Below are 23,432 nucleotides of genomic sequence, written 5' to 3'. Positions count from 1 at the left end.
TATAAACAAATCTATACCAATTATGCTAGAGAAATACATAAAAAGTTGAGAAAAAACACAGATGTTTTTCTCAACTTTTTAATTATTGTTTAAGCCCTGTTGACCCTTGATCCGGTCAAACTCTTGGAAAATTCCGCCTCCGACTGCTGTATCACGATAGAGTCCCAGCCAATGTATGGGTATATTGGCCGTTCTCAGGATATAACCGGCGTTCTTGAGATATTTCAGCCGTTCTCAGAATATATCCGCCGTTCTTGAGATATTTCAGCCGTTCCCAGGATATATCCGCCGTTCTCGATATATATCGGCCATTCTCAGGATTTATCCGCCATTCTTGAGATATTTCGGCCGTTCTCAGAATATATCCGCCGTTCTCGAGATATTTCGGCCGTTCTCAGGATATAACCGCCGTTCTCGAGATATATCGGCCGTTCCCGAGTCGCATGGCGCCTGCGCTTTTCTTCCTGTCCAGCTCCAGCGCCCAGAAGCTGCCGTCATAAGCAATGAACACTTCGACTGCCAAAACCTTGCACTCTTCGGTCCCTTGCTTATGCGTCCACTTCTATACGGGCGCCTCCGCTTTTCTTCCTACATATTTCTTCTGTATTGGCCGCCTACTTCGTATAGGGCGTTTGTGATTTGGCCGAGGCTTGCTACTTTGACAGTTTCCATTAGCTCTACGAAGATATTGCCGCCGCTTGATGCTGTTTTTTTCAGGCGGGTTAATGCTGCTTCAGTGTTCGCTTCGTGTGCTGATTGGAATTTGCGTAATTCATTAATTTGATGTTCTTTTTCTTCTTTTGATGCACGGGCAAGTTCCATGGAATCAATTTGTTCCTCTGATGGCGGATTTGGATTCAAATACGTATTTACTCCAACAATTGGCAATTCACCTGAATGCTTTTTACCTTCATAGTAAAGAGATTCTTCCTGAATTTTTCCGCGTTGATATTGACGTTCCATTGCACCAAGTACACCGCCACGATCATTCATTTTTTCAAATTCCTGAAGAACTGCTTCTTCGACAAGGTCCGTTAATTCATCGACAATAAATGACCCTTGCAGCGAATTCTCATTTTTTGTCAGACCGAATTCTTTGTTGATGATCATTTGAATTGCCATCGCGCGCCGCACGGATTCTTCCGTTGGCGTCGTGATTGCTTCATCATACGAATTCGTGTGCAGGGAATTACAGTTATCCTGGATTGCCAGTAATGCCTGCAGGGACGTGCGAATGTCATTAAAGTCTATTTCCTGTGCGTGCAGGGAACGGCCTGATGTTTGAATATGGTACTTCAATTTCTGGCTTCGTTCATTTGCACCGTATTTATCCCGCATGGTGATTGCCCAGATACGGCGTGCCACCCGGCCGATTACAGTATACTCCGGATCAAGTCCATTTGAGAAGAAGAAGGACAGGTTCTTCGCGAATTTGTTGATGTCCATTCCACGGCTTAAATAGTACTCTACGTAAGTGAATCCATTAGCAAGTGTAAATGCCAGCTGGGTAATTGGATTCGCTCCTGCTTCCGCAATGTGGTAGCCGGAAATAGATACGGAATAGTAATTGCGGACTTGTTTATCGATGAAGTATTGCTGAATATCCCCCATCATCCGCAAGGCAAATTCCGTTGAAAAGATACACGTGTTTTGCCCCTGGTCTTCTTTTAAAATATCAGCTTGAACTGTACCACGAACAACTGCTAATGTTTCGTCTTTCAATTTCGCATATTCTTCCTGGTTCGGCTCACGGTCATGTTCACTTACAAACTTATCAACCTGCTGATCAATTGCTGTGTTGAAGTACATGGCCAGGATAATTGGCGCAGGTCCATTAATAGTCATGGACACAGATGTCATAGGATTGATTAAATCAAAGCCTTGATACAGCTTTTTCATATCTTCCAGTGTACAAATGTTTACACCACTCTCGCCAACTTTCCCATAAATATCTGGCCGTGGTGCTGGATCCTCTCCGTAAAGTGTTACGGAGTCAAATGCTGTTGACAAGCGTTTGGCATCGCCATCTTTTGCAAGATAATGGAAGCGACGATTGGTGCGTTCAGGAGTGCCTTCACCGGCAAACTGACGGGTTGGGTCTTCCCCTTTTCGCTTAAATGGAAATACTCCCGCAGTGAATGGGAAGGAACCTGGCACATTTTCTTTCATTAACCATGTCACACGCTCTCCCCAATCCTTGAATCTCGGAAATGCGACCTTTGGTATTTTCAATCCAGATAGCGATTCGGTTGCAATATCCATTTCAATTTCTTTATCGCGAACCGCAAATTTCATGGTTTCCTGTGCATAGCTATCTTTCGTCTCATCCCACTTCTCCAGCATTTTTTTAGTTGCAGGGTCTAGTTTTTCCTCATAGGACTCGATGGTTTGATTGAGTGTACCAATAATTTCTTCGTCTTCAATCGTCTCTTTTACACCATGAAGCTGATACAATTTACGAGCAATATCACTTTGTTTTTCTGCCTTTGCATGGTAGTTGCGGACATGAGTCCCAATTTCACGCAAATAATGACGGCGTTCATTGGTAATAATCATATTTTGCTTCTTGGCGATAATATTGCGGTCAAATTCAATGTCTTCGCTCCAGTTGTACTTTTCATCCAGTGTATCAATTAATGATGCAAATAATGCGTTAGTTCCTTCATCATTAAATTGGCTCGCAATAGTGCCAAAGACCGGAAACTTGGTTTGGTCTTCGTGGAACAGCATATGGCTGCGTTCATATTGCTTTCGAACTTGGTTTAACGCATCTTCAGACCCCTTTTGTTCAAATTTATTGATAACAATAAAGTCTGCGTAGTCAATCATGTCAATTTTCTCGAGCTGAGTAGGTGCCCCGAATTCAGCGGTCATCACATACATGGACAAATCCGTGATTTCCGTAATTTCTGCATCCCCTTGCCCAATTCCGCTTGTTTCCACAATAATAAAGTCATATCCTGATGCGCGAACAACATCAATAACATCATGAATCGCTTTACTAAGTTCACTTCTGGAATCACGGGTTGCCAGTGAACGCATGTAGACACGATCGGTAAAAATAGCGTTCATACGAATGCGGTCGCCTAGTAATGCACCGCCTGTTTTCCTTTTCGTTGGATCAATCGAAATGACGGCAATTTTTTTATCTGGAATTTCGTGAATGAAGCGGCGGATCAATTCATCTGTCAACGAACTTTTTCCTGCGCCGCCTGTTCCGGTGATTCCCAGTACTGGCGTTGTATTATTTGTTTTCTTCTGAAGCGATTCTAAAACCTGTTGTTTTTCTGCCTGGTCTACATCGTTGTTTTCCATATAGGAAATAAAACGTGCAATCGCCTGACGTTCGCCGTTAAACAAACGTTCCTGGTCTTTCTTTACATCGATTGGCGGAATGACGTCACATTGCTCCAGCATTTTGTTAATCATGCCTTGCAGGCCATATTTCCGGCCATCTTCCGGTGAAAATATCCAGTCGACACCATACGCATGAAGTTCCTTAATTTCACGTGGAATAATGGTGCCGCCACCACCGCCATAAACCCGAATATGTTCGGCGTGATTTTCTTTGAGCAGGTCGACCATATATTTAAAGTACTCTACATGGCCACCTTGATAAGATGATATCGCTATCGCCTGTGCGTCCTCCTGTATTGCTGCATGCACAACATCCTCAACAGAACGATTATGTCCTAAATGAATTACCTCTGCACCACTTGATTGTAAAATTCTGCGCATGATGTTTATGGATGCATCATGGCCATCAAACAAACTTGATGCGGTTACAAATCGAATTGGGTTTTTCGGTTTATATACATGTACTTGTTCCATCATCAAGCCTCCCGTCTATTTTGTGGAACTGTTTTTATTTCTAAACTCTGTAATAAGTAATGGATTTGCCGATCCACATATTCATCCAGTGTGAATTGCTTCTGCAGCATCCAGCGTCTGAATCCCCACATTTGCCCTTGAACAAAAATGTTGTTAGCCAAAAGCTTTGCATCCTGGCCGTTAATGGGTTGTGGCAGGCATGTAACGATGACGCGTTCCAGCATTCCCACCATGTCCCGTTCCTTCTGCAGGACATATTCCTTGGTATCCTTTTCCAGTGACTTAACCTCCTGATACATGACCACGACTTCTTCCTGCATTTCATCCATCAGCTTGAAGTACGATTTAATGACTTTAACGAAACTAGTTACCGATGGATCTTTAATGTCAATGGCTGCATCAAGACTCTCGCGAACCTGTAAGTAAATCGCATCACAAACAAGAAATAATACATCTTCTTTCGTACGAATATATTCATACAATGTACCTATACTAAAGCCTGATTCCTTGGCGATTTCACGTGTTGTGGTCCGGTGGAAGCCTTTTTCCTTAAACAAGGTTATGGCACCTTTAATCATTTGATTTCGCCTTTTCTCAATCAGGTTTTGATCTTTTACAGAAGAAAGGATTTGTTTTTGGGTCATTTGACTACCCCTTCCTTTTTCCATTTTTGATACCAGTCAATCGCCTGCTGGTATGGGTCGCTATCCGCATTAATTGGCGAAAAATCAGTGTTTTTGTCCATGAAATCTTTTACTTCGCGCCAGATTTCCTCACGAAGCAATTCATGGACTTCAAGCTTCTGCTGTTCAGCTCGGCGTCTTTCTCCTTCATTTGTTTCATATAAAAAATCGTGATGTTCATTAATCTTTTGCCACAGTTTATCTATCCCTTTATTTTCCGTACTGATTGTTTTGATTATCGCGTTCTCATGGTTCTTGGTCGCTGTCATCATAACCAGCTCCTTTAACAGAGCCTTCAGTTTGCCGTAGCCCGGTAAGTCACCTTTGTTAATCACAAATAAATCAGCAATTTCCATGATGCCTGCTTTAAAAATCTGCAGGACGTCACCACTGTTTGGTGTTAATACAAGCGCGGTAGTGTCAACAACTTTCATGATATCAAGTTCAGATTGTCCGACGCCTACTGTTTCGACAATGACAACATCAAAACCATACGCATCGCAAATCCTAAGAGCATCTTTAGTTGCGCGTGCAAGTCCGCCTAAACTCCCCCGGGTCGCCATGCTTCTAATATAAACACCATCATCCGTGAAATGTTCATTCATACGAACACGATCACCCAGCAGCGCACCGCCGGAGAACGGACTTGTCGGATCTACAGCAATCACCGCGACTGTTTTTCCTTCTGCGCGTATATGGGAGAGCAAGCGGTTTACAAGCGAGCTTTTCCCCGCTCCCGGTGAACCAGTAATCCCGACATGTCGGGCATTCCTCTCCAAAGCATATACGTCACGAAGGAGTGACAGCTTTTCTGGATGATCGTTCTCAACCAATGTGATGGCTTTGGCTAACGCCCGAATATCCTGTTCCTTCATCCGTTCAACTAGGGTGTGCACGTGTGGTCATCCTTTCCTGCTTCATCCGCTTACGGCTTCGTTAGCATTCTTCCAATAACAAGCCGTTGGATTTCGTTTGTTCCTTCATAAATTTGTGTGATTTTAGCATCGCGCATGTAGCGTTCAACTGGGTAGTCTTTTGTATATCCATACCCACCGAATACTTGAACCGCTTCAACGGTAATCCGCATTGCAGCGTCACCGGCAAATAGTTTTGACATTGCTGATTGCTTACCATACGGCAATCCATTTGATTCAAGCCATGCTGCTTGATAAGTTAATAGGCGAGCAGCTTCTATGTCGGTCGCCATGTCTGCCAGTTTGAAAGAAATCCCTTGGTTATGGGCAATTGGTTTACCAAACTGTTCACGCTCTTTTGCATAACCAACAGCCGCATCCAATGCACCTTGAGCAATCCCCAATGCTTGGGCTGCAATGCCATTACGTCCGCCATCAAGTGTTGTCATGGCAATCTTAAAGCCGTCCCCTTCAGCACCAAGCATGTTCTCTTTTGGCACGCGGCAGTTTTCAAAAATCAATTCGGTTGTTGGAGATGAACGAATCCCTAATTTCTTTTCTTTCTTACCAAAGGTGAATCCTTCCGTACCTTTTTCAACGATAAATGCGCTGACACCTTTATGTTTTGCGTCCACATCTGTTTTCGCAAAAACTAAGTAAATGTCTGCTACACCGCCATTGGTAATCCATACTTTACTGCCGTTTAAAATGTAATCATCGCCATCCTTTTTCGCAACCGTGCGCATTGATGCAGCATCACTACCAGCACCAGGCTCCGATAAAGCGTAAGCACCAAGTGCCTCACCAGTTGCTAAGCGTGTCAGGAAGTTTTTCTTTTGTTCCTCGTTTCCATACGTGAAAATTGGCCAGCTGCACAGTGAAATATGTGCTGAAAGGGTGACACCTGTTGACGCGCAGAGGCGGGAAAGTTCTTCTACTGCTATCACATAGCTGACATAATCAGCGCCAATTCCGCCATACTCTTCCGGCCATGGAATTCCTGTTAATCCTAGCTCTGCCATTTTATTAAAAATGCCCCGGTCAAAACGTTCTTCCTCATCGCGTTCTGCTGCAGTAGGTTCTACATCCTTTTTCGCAAAGTCGCGGACCATTTTGCGCAGCATTTCTTGTTCATCTGATAGTTGAAAATTCATGTTTGTTGCCTCCCTAATCCTTTAATAGACTTTTTGCTATTACAATATGTTGAATTTCACTTGTGCCCTCATAAATTTCTGTGATTTTAGCATCACGGAAAAAGCGCTCAGCGGGGTAATCCTCTGTGTAACCATAGCCGCCATATACTTGAACCGCTTCAATCGCAGTCTTCCTGGCTGTTTTTGATGCATAGAGTTTGGCCATCGATGCTTCTTTATTACATGGTATATCCGCCTGAACCATGGCAGCAGCCTGATAGACTAATAGTTTTGATGCTTCAACATCTGTTGCCATATCTGCCAATTTAAAAGAAATCCCTTGATTGCGTGCGATGGATTTACCAAATTGTTCGCGTTCTTTTGCATAGTTAACGGCATGCTCAAGTGCTGCCTCGCCAATACCCAGCGCTTGTGACGCGATACCAATTCGGCCGAAGTTTAAGTTGGCCATGGCAATTTTAAAGCCTTCTCCTTCATTACCAAGCATCTGTTCTTTTGGGACTACACATTGGTCAAAGTTTAATTCAACTGTTTTTGTTCCGTGCAAGCCCATTTTCTTTTCCGTTTTGCCTACTGTAAGGCCAGGTGTATCTTTTTCCAAAATAAAAGCAGTGACGCCTTTAGCACCTTTTTCATCGCTCGTTCTGGCAAAGGTAACGTATGTATCTGCCACGCCACCATTCGTAATAAAAGCTTTTGAACCCGTAAGAATATAATGATCGCCATCTTTTTTGGCTCTTGTTTTCAAGCTTGCTGCATCTGACCCCGCACTCGATTCCGTAAGTGCAAACGCACCTAAATACTCGCCGGAAGCAAGTTTAGGAATATACTTTTTCTTTTGTTCTTCTGTTCCAAAATAAAGAATCGGATTCGTACCAACCGATGTATGAACCGACAAAATAACGCCAAGTGCCGCGCTCACCTTTGATAGTTCATGGATTGCAATGGTATAGGATATGAAATCCATCCCACTCCCGCCGTATTCTTCCGGAATAGGAATCCCCATTAATCCAAGCTCCCCCATCTTTCGGATTAACTCCTTTGGATGACGGTCTTCCTTTTCCATTCGTTCCACTTCTACTGCTACTTCCTTTTGGGCAAAATCCCGAACCATTTTGCGCATCATTTCCTGCTCTTCCGTAAAATGTATGTTCATGAATGCGCCTCCCCTCGTTTTTCATGATGTGTAAAGCATAAGCAGGGGGACAGTCCCCCGCCACATTAACGCGTTACCGCACTACCGCGCTGGGGGACTGTCCCCCTTTTAATACTGGTAAAAGCCGCGGCCGCTTTTTTTACCTAGCCAGCCTGCTTTAACGTATTTACGTAATAATGGACATGGGCGATATTTACTGTCGCCAAATCCTTCATACAGTACTTCCATAATGTATAGACATGTATCAAGACCGATGAAGTCTGCCAGCGTCAATGGCCCCATTGGGTGATTCATACCAAGTTTCATGACCGTGTCAACATCTTCAACAGACGAAACACCCTCGTAAACGGTGTAAATTGCTTCATTAATCATGGGCATTAATATGCGGTTTGCAACAAAACCAGGGAAATCTTCCACTTCGACCGGCACTTTACTTAGTTTGTCTGTCATTTCTTTAATAACGTTGTATGTTTCATCACTTGTTTGCAATCCACGTATGATTTCGACAAGCTTCATTACCGGCACCGGATTCATGAAATGCATGCCAATAACTTGATCAGGACGTTTTGTTGCTGCAGCTATTTCCGTAATTGGAAGTGATGAGGTGTTTGACGCTAAAATAGCATGTTTCGGCACAATGTTATCCAGCTCGCCAAATACCTTTTCTTTCACATCCATATTTTCCACAACTGCTTCGATGACAAGGTCGCAGTTATGCGCATCCTGCAGTTGTGACGATTTTGATAAGCGATTTAATGTATCTGTTTTATCAGACTCATTGATTCTTTCTTTATCAACTGCCCGTGTCAAAAGCTTTTCAATACGCTTCATTCCTTTATCGAGTGCATCTTGATTCATGTCATTTAGTAATACGTCAAATCCGGCTTGTGCGCATACTTGCGCAATTCCGCCACCCATTTGTCCCGCCCCAATGACCATAACTCTTTTTATTTCCATGGTGTCTGCCTCCTCTTTCCTTTGCGTCAAGTGGTTTAATTAATTTTAGGAACTTCTATTAAGATTGCGTCTCCTTGACCGCCACCGCTGCAAATTGCTGCAATGCCTAGTCCACCGCCGCGGCGTTTTAATTCATGAATCAATGTTAAAATAATGCGAGAACCACTTGCCCCAATTGGATGACCAAGTGCAACTGCTCCGCCATTCACATTGACTTTCTCCGGATCAACGCCAGCTATTTTACCACTTGCAAGCGATACAACTGCAAATGCTTCATTAATCTCAAATAAATCAATGTCATCGATTGAATGTCCGGTCTTTTCCAGCAATCGATTAATAACAAGTCCAGGAGTTTCAGGGAAGTTCTTTGCTTCCACAGCAACCTCTGCATGACCCAGTACTGTTGCCATTGGCGTCTTGCCAAGTTGTTCTGCCTTTTCTTCAGACATCACAACAAACGCTGCTGCTCCATCATTGACTCCTGGTGCATTACCGGCAGTAATTGTTCCGTCTGAACCAAACGCCGGGCGTAATTTAGCCAGCTTCTCTAAGGTTGTATCCTTGCGCGGCGCCTCATCTGTATCCACGACAATTGGATCTCCTTTTCGTTTTTGAACCTCTAACGGTACGATTTCTTCAGCAAATTTCCCATTCTCGATCGCCTCAACTGCGCGCTGATGGGAACGGTATGACCACTCATCCTGCTGTTCTCTTGATAATTCATGTTTCTCGGCGGTGCCATTTCCGTAGTTGCCCATATGAACGTTATTAAACGAACATGTCAGACCATCGTGAACCATCATATCTTTCACTGATTTATCGCCCATGCGGTTACCCCAGCGAGCATCAGGCAAGAAATATGGTGCGTTGCTCATGCTTTCCATTCCACCAGCTACAATGACCGACTCATCACCAAGGCGAATCAATTGATCTGCAAGGGTTACACTGCGCAGACCTGATGCGCACACTTTATTGATTGTTTCTGTTTTCACATCCCAAGGAATACCTGCTTCACGCGCAGCTTGTCGGGACGGAATTTGTCCCTGGCCACCTTGCAGTACAGTCCCCATGATTACCTCATCAATTTCATTTTCTTCAAGTCCTGCACGATCAAGTGCCCCGCGGATAGCTTTCCCTCCCAATTGTGATGCAGTAAAAGGCTTTAATGCTCCTCCAAATTTTCCAAAAGGTGTACGTGCTCCAGATATGATTACAGCTTTTGCCATTTAAATTCCATCCCTTTCTAATCCCAAAATTTGATAACGCTTTCTTTTCTGTGATTGAACGCTCGCTCAATTTTAATGCTTAATGATAGAGAGGTAGCAATCTACCTCTCTATCATTTTAAGCTGATTTCACTTGTTCTTCAACAAATACTGATAATGCTAGAATTTCCGCAACATCCATTGTACCAATATCTTCTTCCACTTCTTTTGCTTTTGTACCATCACTAATCATGGTCAGGCAATACGGACAAGCAGTTGAAATCATGGTTGGTTCAACGGTCATTGCCTGTTCGGTGCGCGCAACATTAATCCGGTTTCCTGTTGTATCTTCCTGCCACATTAAGCCACCGCCGGCACCACAGCACATTCCATTCTCACGACTTCGGTCCATTTCTACTAATTCAAGACCCGGGATCGATTTTAAAATTTCACGCGGTGGGTCATACACACCGTTGTATCGTCCTAGATAACAAGAATCATGATAGGTTAAGCGCTCATTAATTTCTCCGCGCGGCTCTAGCTTCCCGCTCACCACAAGGTCATAAATCATTTGTGTGTGATGGTAAACCTCCGCCTCGTAACCAAAGTCGGGATACTCATTTTTGAAAATATTGTAGGCATGCGGATCAATTGTAACGATTTTAGTTACACCATTTTTTTCAAATTCTTTAATATTTTTCTCAGCAATTTCCTGGAACAAGAATTCATTCCCGATTCGGCGTGCTGTATCACCGGAATTGGCTTCCTTATTGCCCATAATTGCAAAGCTGATTCCTGCTTTGTTCATCAGTTTAGCAAATGCAATTGCGATTTTTTGACTGCGGCTGTCATATGAACCCATGGAACTAACCCAGAACAAATATTCAAATTCTTTATCTTCTTTTTTCAATTCTTTAACAGTCGGAATATAAACAGACTCATCTGTTTCACGCCACTTGATACGATCTTTCTTTGATAATCCCCAAGGATTCCCTTGACGTTCGATATTCATGACTGCACGCTGGGCATCTGGATCCATCTTACCCTCAGTCATAACAAGGTAACGGCGCATGTCAATGATTGTACCGACGTGTTCGTTCATAACCGGACAGGCATCTTCACAGTTACGGCATGTTGTACAGCCACCGAGCTCTTCTTCTGTTATAACGTCACCAATTAAGCTGATGTCACTTACTGGATTTTCAGCCGCCTTGCCACTTGCGATTTGATTACCGGCAGTTCCGGCAAATGCATACGATGGAACCCATGGTGATTTCCCGGTAATTGCTGCTCCTTTTGCTGTTAGATGATCACGAACCTTTACCATGATATCCATTGGCGACAGCATTTTACCTGAACCGGATGCTGGACAAACATCCGTACAGCGTCCACATTCGACACATGCATAAAAGTCGATCATTTGGAATTGCTCAAAGTCCTCCACCTTGCCAACACCAAATGAAATATCCTCTTCACTTTCTTCAGCATCCTCATCAATATCAAAGTCCAGCTTTTTCAATTTACCTGGTACACGTTTGCTTAAGAAAACGTTGACTGGCGCTGCAAGTAAGTGAGCGTGTTTTGATTGTGGAACATAGATTAAGAATGACAGGATGGTGATGGCGTGCACCCACCAGGCGACATAAAAGATGACCATTGCCGCAACAGGACTTAACCACCTGAATCCTGATGCTATTACACTAGCAATTGGTTCTGACCATGTTGCTGCCTCACCATGCCAAACCATAGCCATTCCATTTCCTACTAATACGGAAAGCATTAGGGTTCCAATGAAAATGAGTACCAATCCCGCTTTAAAGCCTCGCTTCAAGCGGACAATTTTTTCTACATAACGGCGGTGAAATGCCCATCCAACCGCTACTAGGATCATCAGTGTTACTAATTCCTGGAAAAACGTAAAAGCAGGGTAAACCGGGCCAAATGGTAGATGGTTCTCTGGTGCAAGCCCTTTAACAAACATATCAATCGCACCAAACTGAACAAGTATGAAGCCATAAAACATCATGACATGAATGGTCCCTGACTTTTTATCTTTCAGAAGTTTGGCTTGGCCGAACACTATTTTTCCGATTCGGCGGAACCGCTCTTTAAAATCGCGGTCAAACTCCGACTTCTTCCCGAGTTTAATGTACGCTACACGCGTAGCTACTACTCTAGCGAATAAATACAGTCCGTAGATAACAATTGCTATGAATGCAATCATATTAATAAGTAAAAATGTATCCACTATCCGCTCCTCCTTTAAAATCTATTATACTGAAAAATGGCAGCGATTTCATTTTCCAGATAATTATATGCTTTTTTAATCTATATTACTTATATTAAAGATGAATGATCATTCAGTCAACTACTATTTTTGTTAACTATGCAAATTGGCAAGCGCAAATTATGCAACCCGCCTATAAGGCTGGTTATTTTACATTTGCCTAAATTATTCCTATAGTTAAAGTGCAATACGATACAGGGAGGAATTTACATGGCAACTGTATTTGATCTTACAAGAAATACATTTTTATCATTTGTAAAAGGTCTTGACGAGGAAACAGCTGATGTTCAGCCAAGACAGTTTAACAATACAATCCACTGGCATATTGGACACGTCCTGGTCACGGCAGAAGGCTTATTATTCGGATATCCAGCAAAAAGCGCCAATTTCCCGGAGGAATATAATGCGTTTTTCAAAAATGGTACAAAGCCAGCTGACTGGAGTACTACGGCACCAAGCATCCCGGAGATCATCAAGCATTTGGAGGAACAGCATACGCGCATTAACGATCTTTCAGAGGAGTTCTTCCAACAGGATCTTCCTTACACCCTACCGTTTGGCAATTTTAAAACATATGGCGATATTTACGACATGCTGATCCATCACGAAAATGAGCACCTTGGAAAAATGAAAGCAATGAAACAAGTTGTGGACGCGGATTAAGCATTAATAACGGATAGTTTTTCATCAATAAGAGGCTGAGACAAGTGATTCAGTCATTGGGAAATCCGAACTATGATTCCAAATTCTTTAATTAGAATTTGGATTAGTTCGGATATTTCTCTTGGCTGTTTTTTAAACCTTATTGCGAATTGTTCATAAATTGTAACGTAATTAAAAATTATTACCCCGGTGGTTGTTGCGGAAAAATATTGTGTTTTCCGTGGGTAGTTGATGAGTTTCCTTGTTTTGGCAAGGGGTATGCCAACGTTGTCCGTAAAGGACGGTTTTAGTTGGCTTTTTTTGATGATGTTTTCCGGGGTTTCATCGAGGCTTCTGCTCCCACAGGACAAGGAATGCTTCCCCGAATAAACATCGCACGAAGAAAAAGTGCTTTTCTTTTTCGAGGAGTCTCCGTGTTTTTCCTTCGCTAATGGTACTTAGCAACGGTATTACCTGGTCCATCCACTATTACGATGGTGTCTTACGCTTCGGATCGTTGACTCCTGCGGGAACAGCACGAGTCTTAAGACCCCGCAGAGTGGGTTTGAGGCCACTGAAAAAGTGGTGGATTTTAAAATTTTAGCTTTTCACCTATACTTAGCATCTTGAATATACGGAGACTCCTGCGGGAAGTGAGAGATCGGCGAGACCCCGGAGGACGGCAGTCCGAGGTGGCTCGTCACTCGCCCGCGGAAAGCGCAGTATATTCAAGATGCGATGATAGATCCGCATATTTTGTTCTATATTTACCTTTTTCAGTGTCCTCAGTGGGTTTCTCAAGGAGGCTTAATCCGTGCCCTAAGGTGCGCAACGGTCCGCAGCGAAAAACAATCCAGCGCATACTTTTAGCTTTAGTTTACAAAAACAGACAAGAAAAAATCCGAACTACTTCAAATTCTAATCAAAGAATTGAATCATAGTTCGGATTTCTCCCTGGCTAAAACACTTTTGTCCCAGCCTCTTTTTAATGTTACATTTTTTCCGGTGCGGTTACGCCAATTAATGTAAGTCCATTGGCTATTGTTGTTTTCACTGCTCTCATTAAAGCAAGCCGTGCTTTTGTTAACTCCTGATCATCGCTAAATACTTTTTCAGCGTTATAGAAACTGTGAAGCAATGATGCTAAATCAAATACATACTGGGTCACTTTGTGTGGTGTCCGTTTGACCGCAGCTTCTGTTACCGTTTGCGGGAATTCACCGAGCTTTTTCAACAGATCGACCTCTTTTTCAGAAGTCAGCAATGCGGGATCAAAGTCCTTTCCAATCGCAAAGCCTTTTTCTTCCCCTTGCTTTAACATTGTACAAATTCTCGCGTGTGCATACTGAACATAATACACTGGGTTTTCATTTGATTCCGAGCGTGCAAGGTCCATATCAAAGTCAAGGTGTGAATCGTTCGAACGGGTCACGAAGAAGTAACGTACGGCATCGATTCCTACTTCCTCCATTAACTCGCGCAACGCTACTGCTTTACCTGTCCGTTTGCTCATTTTAACCTTTTCCCCGTTTTCAAACAAATTCACCATTTGGATTGTCTTTACTTCAAAATTCTCCTTTTGATAGCCAAGTGCCTGAATAGCTGCGCGCATTCTAGGGATATATCCGTGATGGTCCGCACCCCAAACATTAATTACCTTGTCATAGCCACGGTCGAATTTGTCTTTATGGTAGGCAATATCAGGCGTCAGGTACGTATAGCTGCCATCCTGCTTAATTAGCACCCGGTCCTTGTCATCGCCAAAGTCCGTTGAGCGAAACCATGTCGCCCCATCTTTTTCATACATATAATTATTTTCCCGCAAAATTTCCAATGCTTTTGACACTTTATTGTCCGTGTACAACGAAGTCTCAGAGAACCAGTTATCAAAATCAACGCGGAAATCCGCCAGATCCTCTTCAATTTTGCCAATTTCGTAGCTCAATCCATATTTTTTAAAATACTGGAGACGTTCTTCACGCTCAACGTTCGCCCACTTTTCGTCTGCTTCTTCAGCCAGCTTTTTACCAATCCCAACTATGTCTGCGCCATGATAACCATCTTCAGGCATCTCCACATCTTTCCCGAGCGCTTGTAGATACCGCGCCTCGATTGAAATGGCAAGTTTATCAATTTGGTTACCGGCATCGTTAATATAGTATTCCCGTTCTACCTTGAACCCGGATGCATCGAAAACATTGCAAAGTACATCCCCGAAAGCAGCCCCACGGGCATGACCAAGATGCAGGTCACCAGTCGGATTGACGGAAACAAATTCCACCTGTACTCTTTCACCTTGTCCGGCATTTGTTTTACCATAATCATCACCGGCCTGAAGGATTGTGGAAACAAGTCCGCCTAAGTAATCATTTTCCATGAAAAAGTTGATAAATCCCGGTCCGGCAATTTCTACCTTGTCAATCGATGCTTTTGTCTTATCCAGCGTTGCTACAATGTCTTCCGCGATTTGACGCGGAGCCTTCTTGGCAATACGGGCGAGCTGCATCGCAATGTTTGAAGCAAAGTCCCCATGCGCCTTATCCTTTGGTTTTTCCAGTGTTATGTCCGGTAACTCATCCTTTGTGGCTAGTTGCGCTTTAATGACTGCCGCAGCTATCTCACTTTTTAATGTTTCTTCTGTTTGTGCAAGTATATTCACTAGGAGTCCTCCTTAATTAATAGGTTCAATTGATGCTCTCGCTCTTCCTGTCCATCTAATTTCACTGTAAACGAAATGGATAATTTCCCTGAATCATTGTTGATTGGAGCCTGATACTTTAGTTTGTTTGTATAAGTTTCCATATGTATGTTTACATGTGGATGCTTGAAAACATCCTCCGTTATCTGATTCACACGGAATTGCTGATGCATCGTGATGTCACCTGTTCGTTTGATACTCACCTTATCATTATGGATCGTGATTAAATTTTTAATCGAAAGGTCGTCATCATTTTCTTCCTGAAACGTTAGAACATCCATTTTCTCCCGATGATAAAAATCACCAGTGAAGTGAGTTGTCGTATCTTCTATTTCTTTGCCATCGGTAATCTTCATTTGAAGGGTTCCCGATACAGGCAGATGCTGTGTTTCCATTCTATCGCTCCTGAATAATTCGTATAATTTTTTATTATACCGATAAACGCATGGTGATATCAATATATAGGAAAAATTAATCTTTGGAAAATACCAATCTTTATAGTTCTAAAGTAGGATGACAAACATCCTATGTTAAATTTCACATCTACATGATAGAGTAGAATGGTAATTTATACTAATATTCTGTAGTTTTTGTATGTTTTATTTTTAAAACCTATTAATCAGTAAACTAATTTGTGTAAGCGAATTCACACTCTTGGCAAATGGTTTGTGATAGAAGCATAGTGAATTTTACTTTTTGTAATTTAATTTAACTATCACAATCTTTCCTTTAGTTTTGTACATTAGCATTTCTATTCCTAGTATTGCAAAGGAGGCACCACGTCATTCGGAACAAACGATTAATAACTCTTATACATCAACATAGATCCTATATTTTTTGTATGCAGATAGGGATCGTTTTCCTGACAGCGATGATTATTATGATGAATTCAACTTCTTCAACGAATGCTTCTTTTAATGATATAGAGGAAGTATCCGGAACTATCACAGTAGGAACATGGGAAATGGATAAACCCGATATAAACGGTATAACATTCATTAGCCAAGATGGCAATTGCAATGAAATAACAGCTGTTATCCAAAATGATATGGATGCAAATACAACCGGGGAATCTTCCCTAAAGTACGAAGTCTATAAGCTCGAAAACGGTAAACAGTTGAAAGTCGCATCTGGTGATATTCCACAATTAAAACCTAGTGAAGAAAAGGAATTAACATTTAACACTAGTGGTGAATCAGGAAAGTATAAGTTTAAAGTCTTCCAGCGCTCAGGAGAAGACGAACTTTGGGGTGAACCCATTACAGTAACATGCAAAGACCCATCCGTTGAGGAAGAGAAGACTGCGCCAATCAAAGAGGATAAGCAGCAAACAACAGCTGAGAAGGAAGATAACCAAACAGACAATGGGCAAACACAGGAAACTAATCAAGATAAAGCAACACCAGACAGTGATCAAGCAGCTGACACGGAAAAAGAATCAGCAAAAAAGGATCCTGACGCGGAATCTGTTAATAATGAACCCGCTGAAAAAGAAGATCAGCCAGCCGAAAAGCAACAGGATGATATAGGAAAGAAAACAAGCGGAACAGACACGGATAAAAAATAGGTGCGAGGTGAGGAAAAAATGAAATTCCATACACTAAAAAAATGGTTAGGCAATACCGTGACCACTCTCTTATTTATCCTATTACTATTTATGGCTTTTGTAGTTATTTCATCAAAGGTCTCTGGTGGTGAACCCAGCATTTTGGGTTATCACTTAAAGACAGTTTTATCCGGTTCGATGGAGCCTACTTTTCAAACGGGATCAATCATTGCAGTTAGGCCAGTAGAAGAGAACACCACGTTAAAAAAAGGTGATGTGATTACTTTTAAAAAGGATAAAACAACTACCGTCACTCACCGAATTTACGAGGTTAAAGGAACAAATACCCAGCCAAAGTATATAACAAAAGGTGACAATAATAAAAACCATGATACAGAACCCGTCCTTCCACGTAATGTCGAAGCGGTTTATACCGGATTCACGGTTCCATTTATCGGCTATTTCATACACTATGCTCAATCAAAAGAGGGCACTGCATTATTGTTAGTCCTCCCAGGAATTCTACTAATCATCTATTCTATCATCACGATCTGGAAAACGCTTAAACGACTAGAGGATCCTAAAGAAAAGAAAGATGCACCAACAACTGGCGCTTGAATCTCCTCAAAATGAGGGGTCAAAATATAAAATATCTACCTGAATGTGAGCGGTAGAAAAAAGGAGAATGTTTAGATGGGAATTAAAAAGAAATTGGGTCTTGGCGTAGCTTCAGCAGCACTTGGTTTATCGTTAGTCGGAGGTGGAACATATGCATACTTCAGTGATGAGGCAGTAACAAACAATACATTCGCAGCAGGTACACTGGATTTGTCCACAAGTAAATCTACCATTATCAATCTGGAGAGCATGAAGCCAGGTGACACAATCTATCGTGAATTTGAATTGCAGAATATCGGCAACCTTGATATGAGTAAAGTCCTTCTGAATACCGGCTATACCGTTACAGATGTAGAGTCGAATAATACAGAAGACCTTGGCAAACAAATTGAGCTGCGTTTTCTTATTAATGATAGTAAAGGAATGACAGTTGTTTATGAAACCACTTTGGCAGAGCTGAAAGAACAATCACTTAATCTCGTGGAAGAAAATATAATTGATCCGGAAGTCGATGGTCACAAGGGTGGCTTAAAAGCTGGAAAGTCAAACACAATCGCTGTTAAATTTGAATTTGTTGACAATGGTGAGGACCAAAACCAATTCCAAGGCGATTCATTAAATCTTGAATGGGCTTTTGAAGCCAAACAACAAACTGGAGATGAAGTCTAATAACATTTCTGTTTTACATAAAATGATAGTGAGGGGCTGGGACATAACTAAAATGTTTGACTCAAAGACGAACAATCACAGGATAGACAGTTTAAAACGTTAATTTTTAAATAGTCGGATCTAATTCGCAGTTGATATAAATAGCGACATATGCGCTGGGTTGTTTTCCGCTGCGGACCGTTGCTTTCCGCGGGCACGGCTTAAGCCTCCTTGCCCCGGCAAGGGGTAGCCGACGTTGCCCGCAAAGGGCGGTTTTAGTCGGCCCTCATCATCCCCCACTCTGCGGGGTCTTAAGACTCGTGCTGTTCCCGCAGGAGTCAACGGTCCGGAGCGTAAGACACCATCGTAATAGTGGATGGACCAGATAATACCGTTGCTAAGTACCATTAGCGAAGGAAAAACACGGAGACTCCTCGAAAAAGAAAAGCACTTTTTCTTCGTGCGATGCTTATTCGGGGAAGCATTCCTTGTCCTGTGGGAGCAGAAGCCTCGATGAGACCCCGGAAGAGCGTAAGCTCGAGGAGGCTCATTAGCTGCCCACGGAAAGCGCAGTGTTTTTCCGCAGCGACCGCCGGGGTGATAATTTTTAGTTACGCTGCAGTTTATGGACAATTCGCAATAAGGTTTACAAAAACGGCCAAGAAAATATCCGAACTAATCCAAATTCTAATTAAAGAATTTGGAATCATAGTTCGGATTTCTCCATGACTGAATCACTTTTGTCTCAGCCTCAATAATGTAAAGTTCCAGTATCAACCTTTCGTTCAACATCGCTTTAACCCTTGTTTATCAAACCCAGCCGAGCAGCATCTCGCGTACGAACTTGCTTGCTGCGATTGCGGTTTGTTCGGATGGATCGTATGCCGGTGCAACCTCCACTAAGTCAGCACCTATCACTTGGATATCAGAATCCGAAATTAATTGAATCGCCTCCAGCAGCTCCTTCGATGATATCCCGCCCGCTTCGGCCGTACCTGTGCCAGGTGCGAACGCTGGATCAAGCACATCAATATCAATCGTCACATATACCTTGCGCCCGGCTAATTCCGGTAACACTTTCCGTAAGGGGTCCGCTACCTCGAACTTTGACATGTGCATGCCGCTTTCCCTGGCAAATTGAAATTCATCGCGCATACCGGAACGGATTCCAAATGAATATACATTTTCCGCACCAATTTGTTCACAAACCTTACGAACAGGTGTCGAATGGGAAAGCACTTCCCCTTCATATTCCAGACGCAGATCTGCATGTGCATCAATATGTATAAATGCCATGTCAGGATACTTGCGGTGCATTGCCTTTACCACCGGCCATGTGACCAAATGCTCGCCACCGAGACCAAGTGGAAATTTACCAAGGTCCAAAAGCTTATCAATATATTCTTCAATCAGTGCAAGACTGCGCCCAGCATTTCCAAAAGGCAGCGGAATATCTCCCGCATCAAAATAAGATACTTCTTCTAAGTGCTTGTCCATGTATGGGCTGTACTCCTCAAGCCCAATCGAAGCTTCCCTGATTCTTCCTGGGCCAAAACGGGAACCCGGCCTGAAACTAACGGTCCAGTCCATTGGCATACCATAAATTACAGCACTTGCTTCATCAAAATTTTCACGCGACATGATAAAAACTTTTCCTGAATACGCTTCATCAAAACGCACGGTGCCACCTCCCCTATTCGGTTAACTCTTTAACAAATTTCGGTAATGCAAACGAGGCAAAATGAAGTTCTGGTGTATAGTATTTCGTTTCGATATCTGTGAACCGTTCTTCTTTTACCTTTAATGGATTATGAATCTTGCTGCCCATCGTAAATGTCCAAAGTCCACTTGGATAGGTTGGAATATTAGCTGTGTACAATTTTGTTACTGGAAAAATCTCCTTTACATCATGAAAAACCTGATAAATTAAATCTGCTTTAAACCATGGATTGTCCGTTTGCGCGACAAAAATACCGTCATCCTTTAATGCGCGAGAAATACCTGCGTAAAAGCCTTGAGAAAATAAATTCACTGCTGGTCCGACCGGTTCTGTTGAATCAACCAGAATAACGTCAAATTCACGTTCACTTTCAGCAATATACATGAATCCATCATCAACTAACACTTCCACACGCGGATCATCAAGAGAGCCCGCAATAGTCGGCAAATATTTTTTTGAATACTCGATGACCTTTCCGTCAATATCAACAAGGGTTGCCTTCTCCACTGACTGATGTTTCAAAACCTCGCGGATAACACCACCATCGCCCCCTCCCACTACCAGGACACGTTTTGGATTTGGGTGTGTAAAAAGTGGTACATGTGCAACCATTTCATGATACACAAATTCATCCTTTTCAGTAGTCATTACCATATCATCTAAAACGAGCATATTGCCCCATTCTTCTGTATCTAGCATTTGTAAATCTTGAAAATCAGTTTTTAATGCCGCTAATGTTTCATTAATCTTCGCCGTAATTCCGAAGTTGGCGGTTTGTTTTTCTGTAAACCATATACCCATAACTCCATCTCCTTTATCGATTACTTGAAAAATTATAGAGATTTCCATCAAAAAAGCAAGCGCTTTTTGATAATTTCCCAAAACAAGTTTATTTCATTCTATCTTTTCCCATAATGGGACTAGACATAATTTCGTTTATATCCTTATAGAAAAAACTCTGCTTAGTCACTAGTATAAAAATTGGAGTTAATGCCTATGAAACGTTTTATTTTAAAATATAAGCTGTTAAGTGGGTTAATCGGGTTAGTCCTGCTAATCTTTATCCCACTTGGCGGGGTTTATTTTGCAAGCTTTCTGATGGGGCCGCCACCATTAAAGGCTGAACAAAACACGATCTACTACAGCGCAGCGGATGCGGTCATTGGTGAGGAAAAAGGTGCAGAAAGCCGGTACTGGGTTGGACTGGACGAAATATCACCTTACCTCAAAAAGGCGACACTAGCTATTGAGGATCAGCATTTTTACGAGCACAATGGCTTTGATTATTCCCGTATTGCAGCGGCAGTCTTAAAGAATGTTAAAAGTGGGTCGCTATCAGAGGGGGCAAGTACACTTACCCAACAATACGCGAGGAACTTATATCTATCATTTGAAAAAACCTGGACCCGCAAACTGAAGGAAGCTTTTTATACCGTTCGCCTGGAAATGTATTATTCCAAGGATGAACTGCTTGAGGGCTATTTAAACACGATTTATTACGGCCATGGAGCATACGGTGCTGAAGCGGCAAGCAGGTACTTTTTTAATAAATCTGCCGATGAATTAACCCTGGCAGAAGCTGCAATGCTGGCTGCGGTGCCAAAAGGACCAAGCTATTACTCACCCTTTAACAATTTGGAAAACGCAACAAAAAGGCAGCATCAGATTCTCTATGTAATGAAACAACAGGGTCAAATAAACGACCAGGAATACTATTTGGCAACCCATGCTAAATTAGACTACGCAAAACCAAGCCAGCATATTAAAAAGGTTGTAGCCCCATACTTTCAGGATACCGTCTTACTGGAGGCTGCAAACAAGCTTGATCTTGATCAGGAGAAGATTCGCTCAGGCGGTTATAAAATATACACAACTTTAAATGTTACGATGCAAGAAAAGCTTGAAAAACAAGTAGCTGACACGATCAACCCGGCAAGTGAGATTCAGACCGGTGCAATAGGAATGGATCCTGAAACTGGTGCCATCCGGGCGCTGGTTGGCGGACGAGATTATAGCAAAAGTAAATTCAACCGGGCCATTCGTGCAAAACGCATGCCCGGGTCAACCTTTAAGCCGTTTCTTTATTATGCGGCGCTAACACACGGCTATACGCCGGCAACAATGCTTATGAGCAAGCCTACTGCATTTGAACTTTCAGACGGACATGTCTATCAGCCGAGTAATTTCAATGGGTATTATGCCTATAAACCAATAACATTGGCACAGGCCTTGGCTCTATCCGATAATGTTTATGCAGTGAAGACCAACCTATTTCTTGGCGTTGACAAACTAATAAATTCCGCCCGAAAATTTGGCATCGACAGTAAATTGCCACCTGTACCATCGCTTGCATTAGGAACAGCCACTGTAACCGTTGAGGACATGGTAACCGGGTATGGGATTATCGCTAACGGCGGCCAGCAAATCAAAGCACACACCATCCGGAAAATAGTTGACCGGAATGGAGATGTAGTCTATGAACTGCCTAAAGAGGATGCGAAACAAATCCTGGACAAGAAAAAGCTGTTTATCCTGGCAGATCTAATGAAAGGAATGTTCGACCATTCACTGGACGGCTATACCGCGGTAACCGGTTCACCTGTATCAAATGAACTAACACGTGATTATGCCGGAAAATCAGGAACAACTGCGTCTGACAGCTGGATGATTGGGTTCAGTCCAAATCTGGTTACTGGTGTATGGGTTGGATATGATGATAACCGCGAAATTGATAAAACCGCGGAACACGGCTATGCAAAAGACATCTGGGCTGACTTCATGGAAGCTGCCCATAAGGAATTGCCAAAAGTAGATACCGATGTTCCTGAAGGTGTAGTTGGAGTATGGATTGATCCCGTTTCAGGCGGAGTAGCCACCTCCTATTGCCCAAATGGAACACTAATGTATTTCGAAAAAGGTAATGTTCCGTCTAAGCATTGCACAAAGCATTTGCCGGAAGATGGCGATTCTGAGAAAAAGAAAGAAGACCCTCCTGAAGACGATGGAAACAAGGGCGTGTTCGAGAAGATATTTGATTATTTGTTTTAAGTTGCAGCTTACGCTAGACATATTTTAAAAGGATGTTACACAGATTGTTGCTAATATCCTCGGAGTTGATATGGATGCAACATAACTTTATGAGTGTTAATCCACCGCTGCTTAAAAAACACTGCGCCTTCCGTGGGCAGATGATGAGCCTCCTTGCCCCGGCAAGGGAGATTACTGAAAAAGTGGTCGATTTTAACAATTTAGCTTTTCACCTTTACCTAGCATCTTGAATATACCGAGACTCCTGCGGGAAGCAAGAGATCGGCGAGACCCCGCAGGACGGCAGGAGGGCACTGAAAAAGTGGTAGATTTAAAAATTCTCACTT

17 protein-coding genes are annotated in these 23,432 nt (G+C 42.6%); 5 read left to right on the top strand and 12 right to left on the bottom strand.

Annotation, left to right across the window (positions count from 1 at the left end):
* Positions 1 to 588: 588 nt before the first annotated feature.
* From icmF to CFK37_RS07700, 8 genes are all read right to left on the bottom strand, one after another.
* Entirely contained in the window at positions 589 to 3,831 is a 3,243-nt protein-coding gene (gene icmF / locus CFK37_RS07735; RefSeq protein WP_089061318.1) for a fused isobutyryl-CoA mutase/GTPase IcmF, read from the bottom strand.
* Positions 3,832 to 3,833: 2 nt separating this feature from the next.
* Positions 3,834 to 4,475: a TetR/AcrR family transcriptional regulator gene (locus CFK37_RS07730; protein WP_089061317.1), complete on the bottom strand. Its 642-nt coding sequence runs from the start codon at positions 4,473 to 4,475 to the stop codon at positions 3,834 to 3,836.
* Positions 4,472 to 5,410, bottom strand: coding sequence for a methylmalonyl Co-A mutase-associated GTPase MeaB (meaB, locus tag CFK37_RS07725; protein WP_089061316.1), 939 nt, complete (start codon positions 5,408 to 5,410; stop codon positions 4,472 to 4,474). The genes CFK37_RS07730 and meaB overlap by 4 nt, the downstream gene beginning before the upstream one ends.
* A 29-nt stretch (positions 5,411 to 5,439) precedes the next feature.
* Positions 5,440 to 6,582: an acyl-CoA dehydrogenase gene (locus CFK37_RS07720; protein WP_089061315.1), complete on the bottom strand. Its 1,143-nt coding sequence runs from the start codon at positions 6,580 to 6,582 to the stop codon at positions 5,440 to 5,442.
* Between the two features lie 13 nt (positions 6,583 to 6,595).
* Positions 6,596 to 7,738 carry an acyl-CoA dehydrogenase gene (locus tag CFK37_RS07715; protein WP_089061314.1) on the bottom strand — a complete coding sequence of 381 codons (1,143 nt, stop codon included), beginning with the start codon at positions 7,736 to 7,738 and terminating at the stop codon, positions 6,596 to 6,598.
* Positions 7,739 to 7,846: 108 nt separating this feature from the next.
* On the bottom strand, positions 7,847 to 8,695 hold the full coding sequence (locus tag CFK37_RS07710) for a 3-hydroxybutyryl-CoA dehydrogenase (RefSeq protein ID WP_089061313.1): 849 nt from the start codon (positions 8,693 to 8,695) through the stop codon (positions 7,847 to 7,849).
* A gap of 35 nt (positions 8,696 to 8,730) precedes the next feature.
* Complete coding sequence (locus CFK37_RS07705; RefSeq protein WP_089061312.1) at positions 8,731 to 9,921, bottom strand: acetyl-CoA C-acetyltransferase; 1,191 nt, start codon at positions 9,919 to 9,921, stop codon at positions 8,731 to 8,733.
* Positions 9,922 to 10,038: 117 nt separating this feature from the next.
* Positions 10,039 to 12,147, bottom strand: a complete 2,109-nt coding sequence (locus CFK37_RS07700) for a heterodisulfide reductase-related iron-sulfur binding cluster (protein WP_089061311.1) — start codon at positions 12,145 to 12,147, stop codon at positions 10,039 to 10,041.
* A gap of 249 nt (positions 12,148 to 12,396) precedes the next feature.
* On the opposite strand from CFK37_RS07700, the gene CFK37_RS07695 reads away from it, so the two are divergent.
* The gene (locus CFK37_RS07695) at positions 12,397 to 12,849 is read left to right on the top strand and encodes a DinB family protein (RefSeq protein ID WP_089061310.1); all 453 of its coding nucleotides are present in this window, start codon (positions 12,397 to 12,399) and stop codon (positions 12,847 to 12,849) included.
* 970 nt (positions 12,850 to 13,819) lie between these two features.
* Here the strand turns inward: CFK37_RS07695 and argS are convergent.
* The gene (gene argS, locus CFK37_RS07685) at positions 13,820 to 15,487 is read right to left on the bottom strand and encodes an arginine--tRNA ligase (RefSeq protein WP_089061308.1); all 1,668 of its coding nucleotides are present in this window, start codon (positions 15,485 to 15,487) and stop codon (positions 13,820 to 13,822) included.
* Positions 15,487 to 15,921, bottom strand: a complete 435-nt coding sequence (locus CFK37_RS07680; RefSeq protein ID WP_089061307.1) for a YwiB family protein — start codon at positions 15,919 to 15,921, stop codon at positions 15,487 to 15,489. Before CFK37_RS07680 ends, argS begins: the two co-directional genes overlap by 1 nt.
* Positions 15,922 to 16,406: 485 nt before the next feature.
* On the opposite strand from CFK37_RS07680, the gene CFK37_RS07675 reads away from it, so the two are divergent.
* The 3 genes from CFK37_RS07675 (at position 16,407) to CFK37_RS07665 (ending at position 18,359) form a co-directional block, all read left to right on the top strand.
* Positions 16,407 to 17,093, top strand: a complete 687-nt coding sequence (locus CFK37_RS07675; protein WP_157724809.1) for a SipW-dependent-type signal peptide-containing protein — start codon at positions 16,407 to 16,409, stop codon at positions 17,091 to 17,093.
* Positions 17,094 to 17,111: 18 nt separating this feature from the next.
* On the top strand, positions 17,112 to 17,690 hold the full coding sequence (gene sipW / locus CFK37_RS07670) for a signal peptidase I SipW (protein WP_089061305.1): 579 nt from the start codon (positions 17,112 to 17,114) through the stop codon (positions 17,688 to 17,690).
* A 75-nt stretch (positions 17,691 to 17,765) separates the two neighbouring features.
* Positions 17,766 to 18,359, top strand: a complete 594-nt coding sequence (locus tag CFK37_RS07665) for a TasA family protein (RefSeq protein WP_089061304.1) — start codon at positions 17,766 to 17,768, stop codon at positions 18,357 to 18,359.
* Positions 18,360 to 19,148: 789 nt separating this feature from the next.
* Here CFK37_RS07665 and speB read toward each other — a convergent pair.
* Both speB and speE read right to left on the bottom strand, forming a co-directional pair.
* On the bottom strand, positions 19,149 to 20,018 hold the full coding sequence (gene speB, locus CFK37_RS07660) for an agmatinase (protein ID WP_089061303.1): 870 nt from the start codon (positions 20,016 to 20,018) through the stop codon (positions 19,149 to 19,151).
* A 13-nt stretch (positions 20,019 to 20,031) separates the two neighbouring features.
* The gene (gene speE, locus CFK37_RS07655) at positions 20,032 to 20,859 is read right to left on the bottom strand and encodes a spermidine synthase (RefSeq protein WP_089061302.1); all 828 of its coding nucleotides are present in this window, start codon (positions 20,857 to 20,859) and stop codon (positions 20,032 to 20,034) included.
* Positions 20,860 to 21,054: 195 nt separating this feature from the next.
* Between speE and CFK37_RS07650 the strand changes: the two genes are divergently transcribed.
* Complete coding sequence (locus CFK37_RS07650) at positions 21,055 to 23,106, top strand: transglycosylase domain-containing protein (RefSeq protein WP_089061301.1); 2,052 nt, start codon at positions 21,055 to 21,057, stop codon at positions 23,104 to 23,106.
* The last annotated feature ends 326 nt before the right edge of the window (positions 23,107 to 23,432 follow it).

Origin of the sequence: Virgibacillus phasianinus, assembly GCF_002216775.1 — a bacterium.
GTDB lineage: Bacteria > Bacillota > Bacilli > Bacillales > Amphibacillaceae > Virgibacillus_F > Virgibacillus_F phasianinus.
This window is presented reverse-complemented; position numbering and strand designations above follow the sequence as displayed.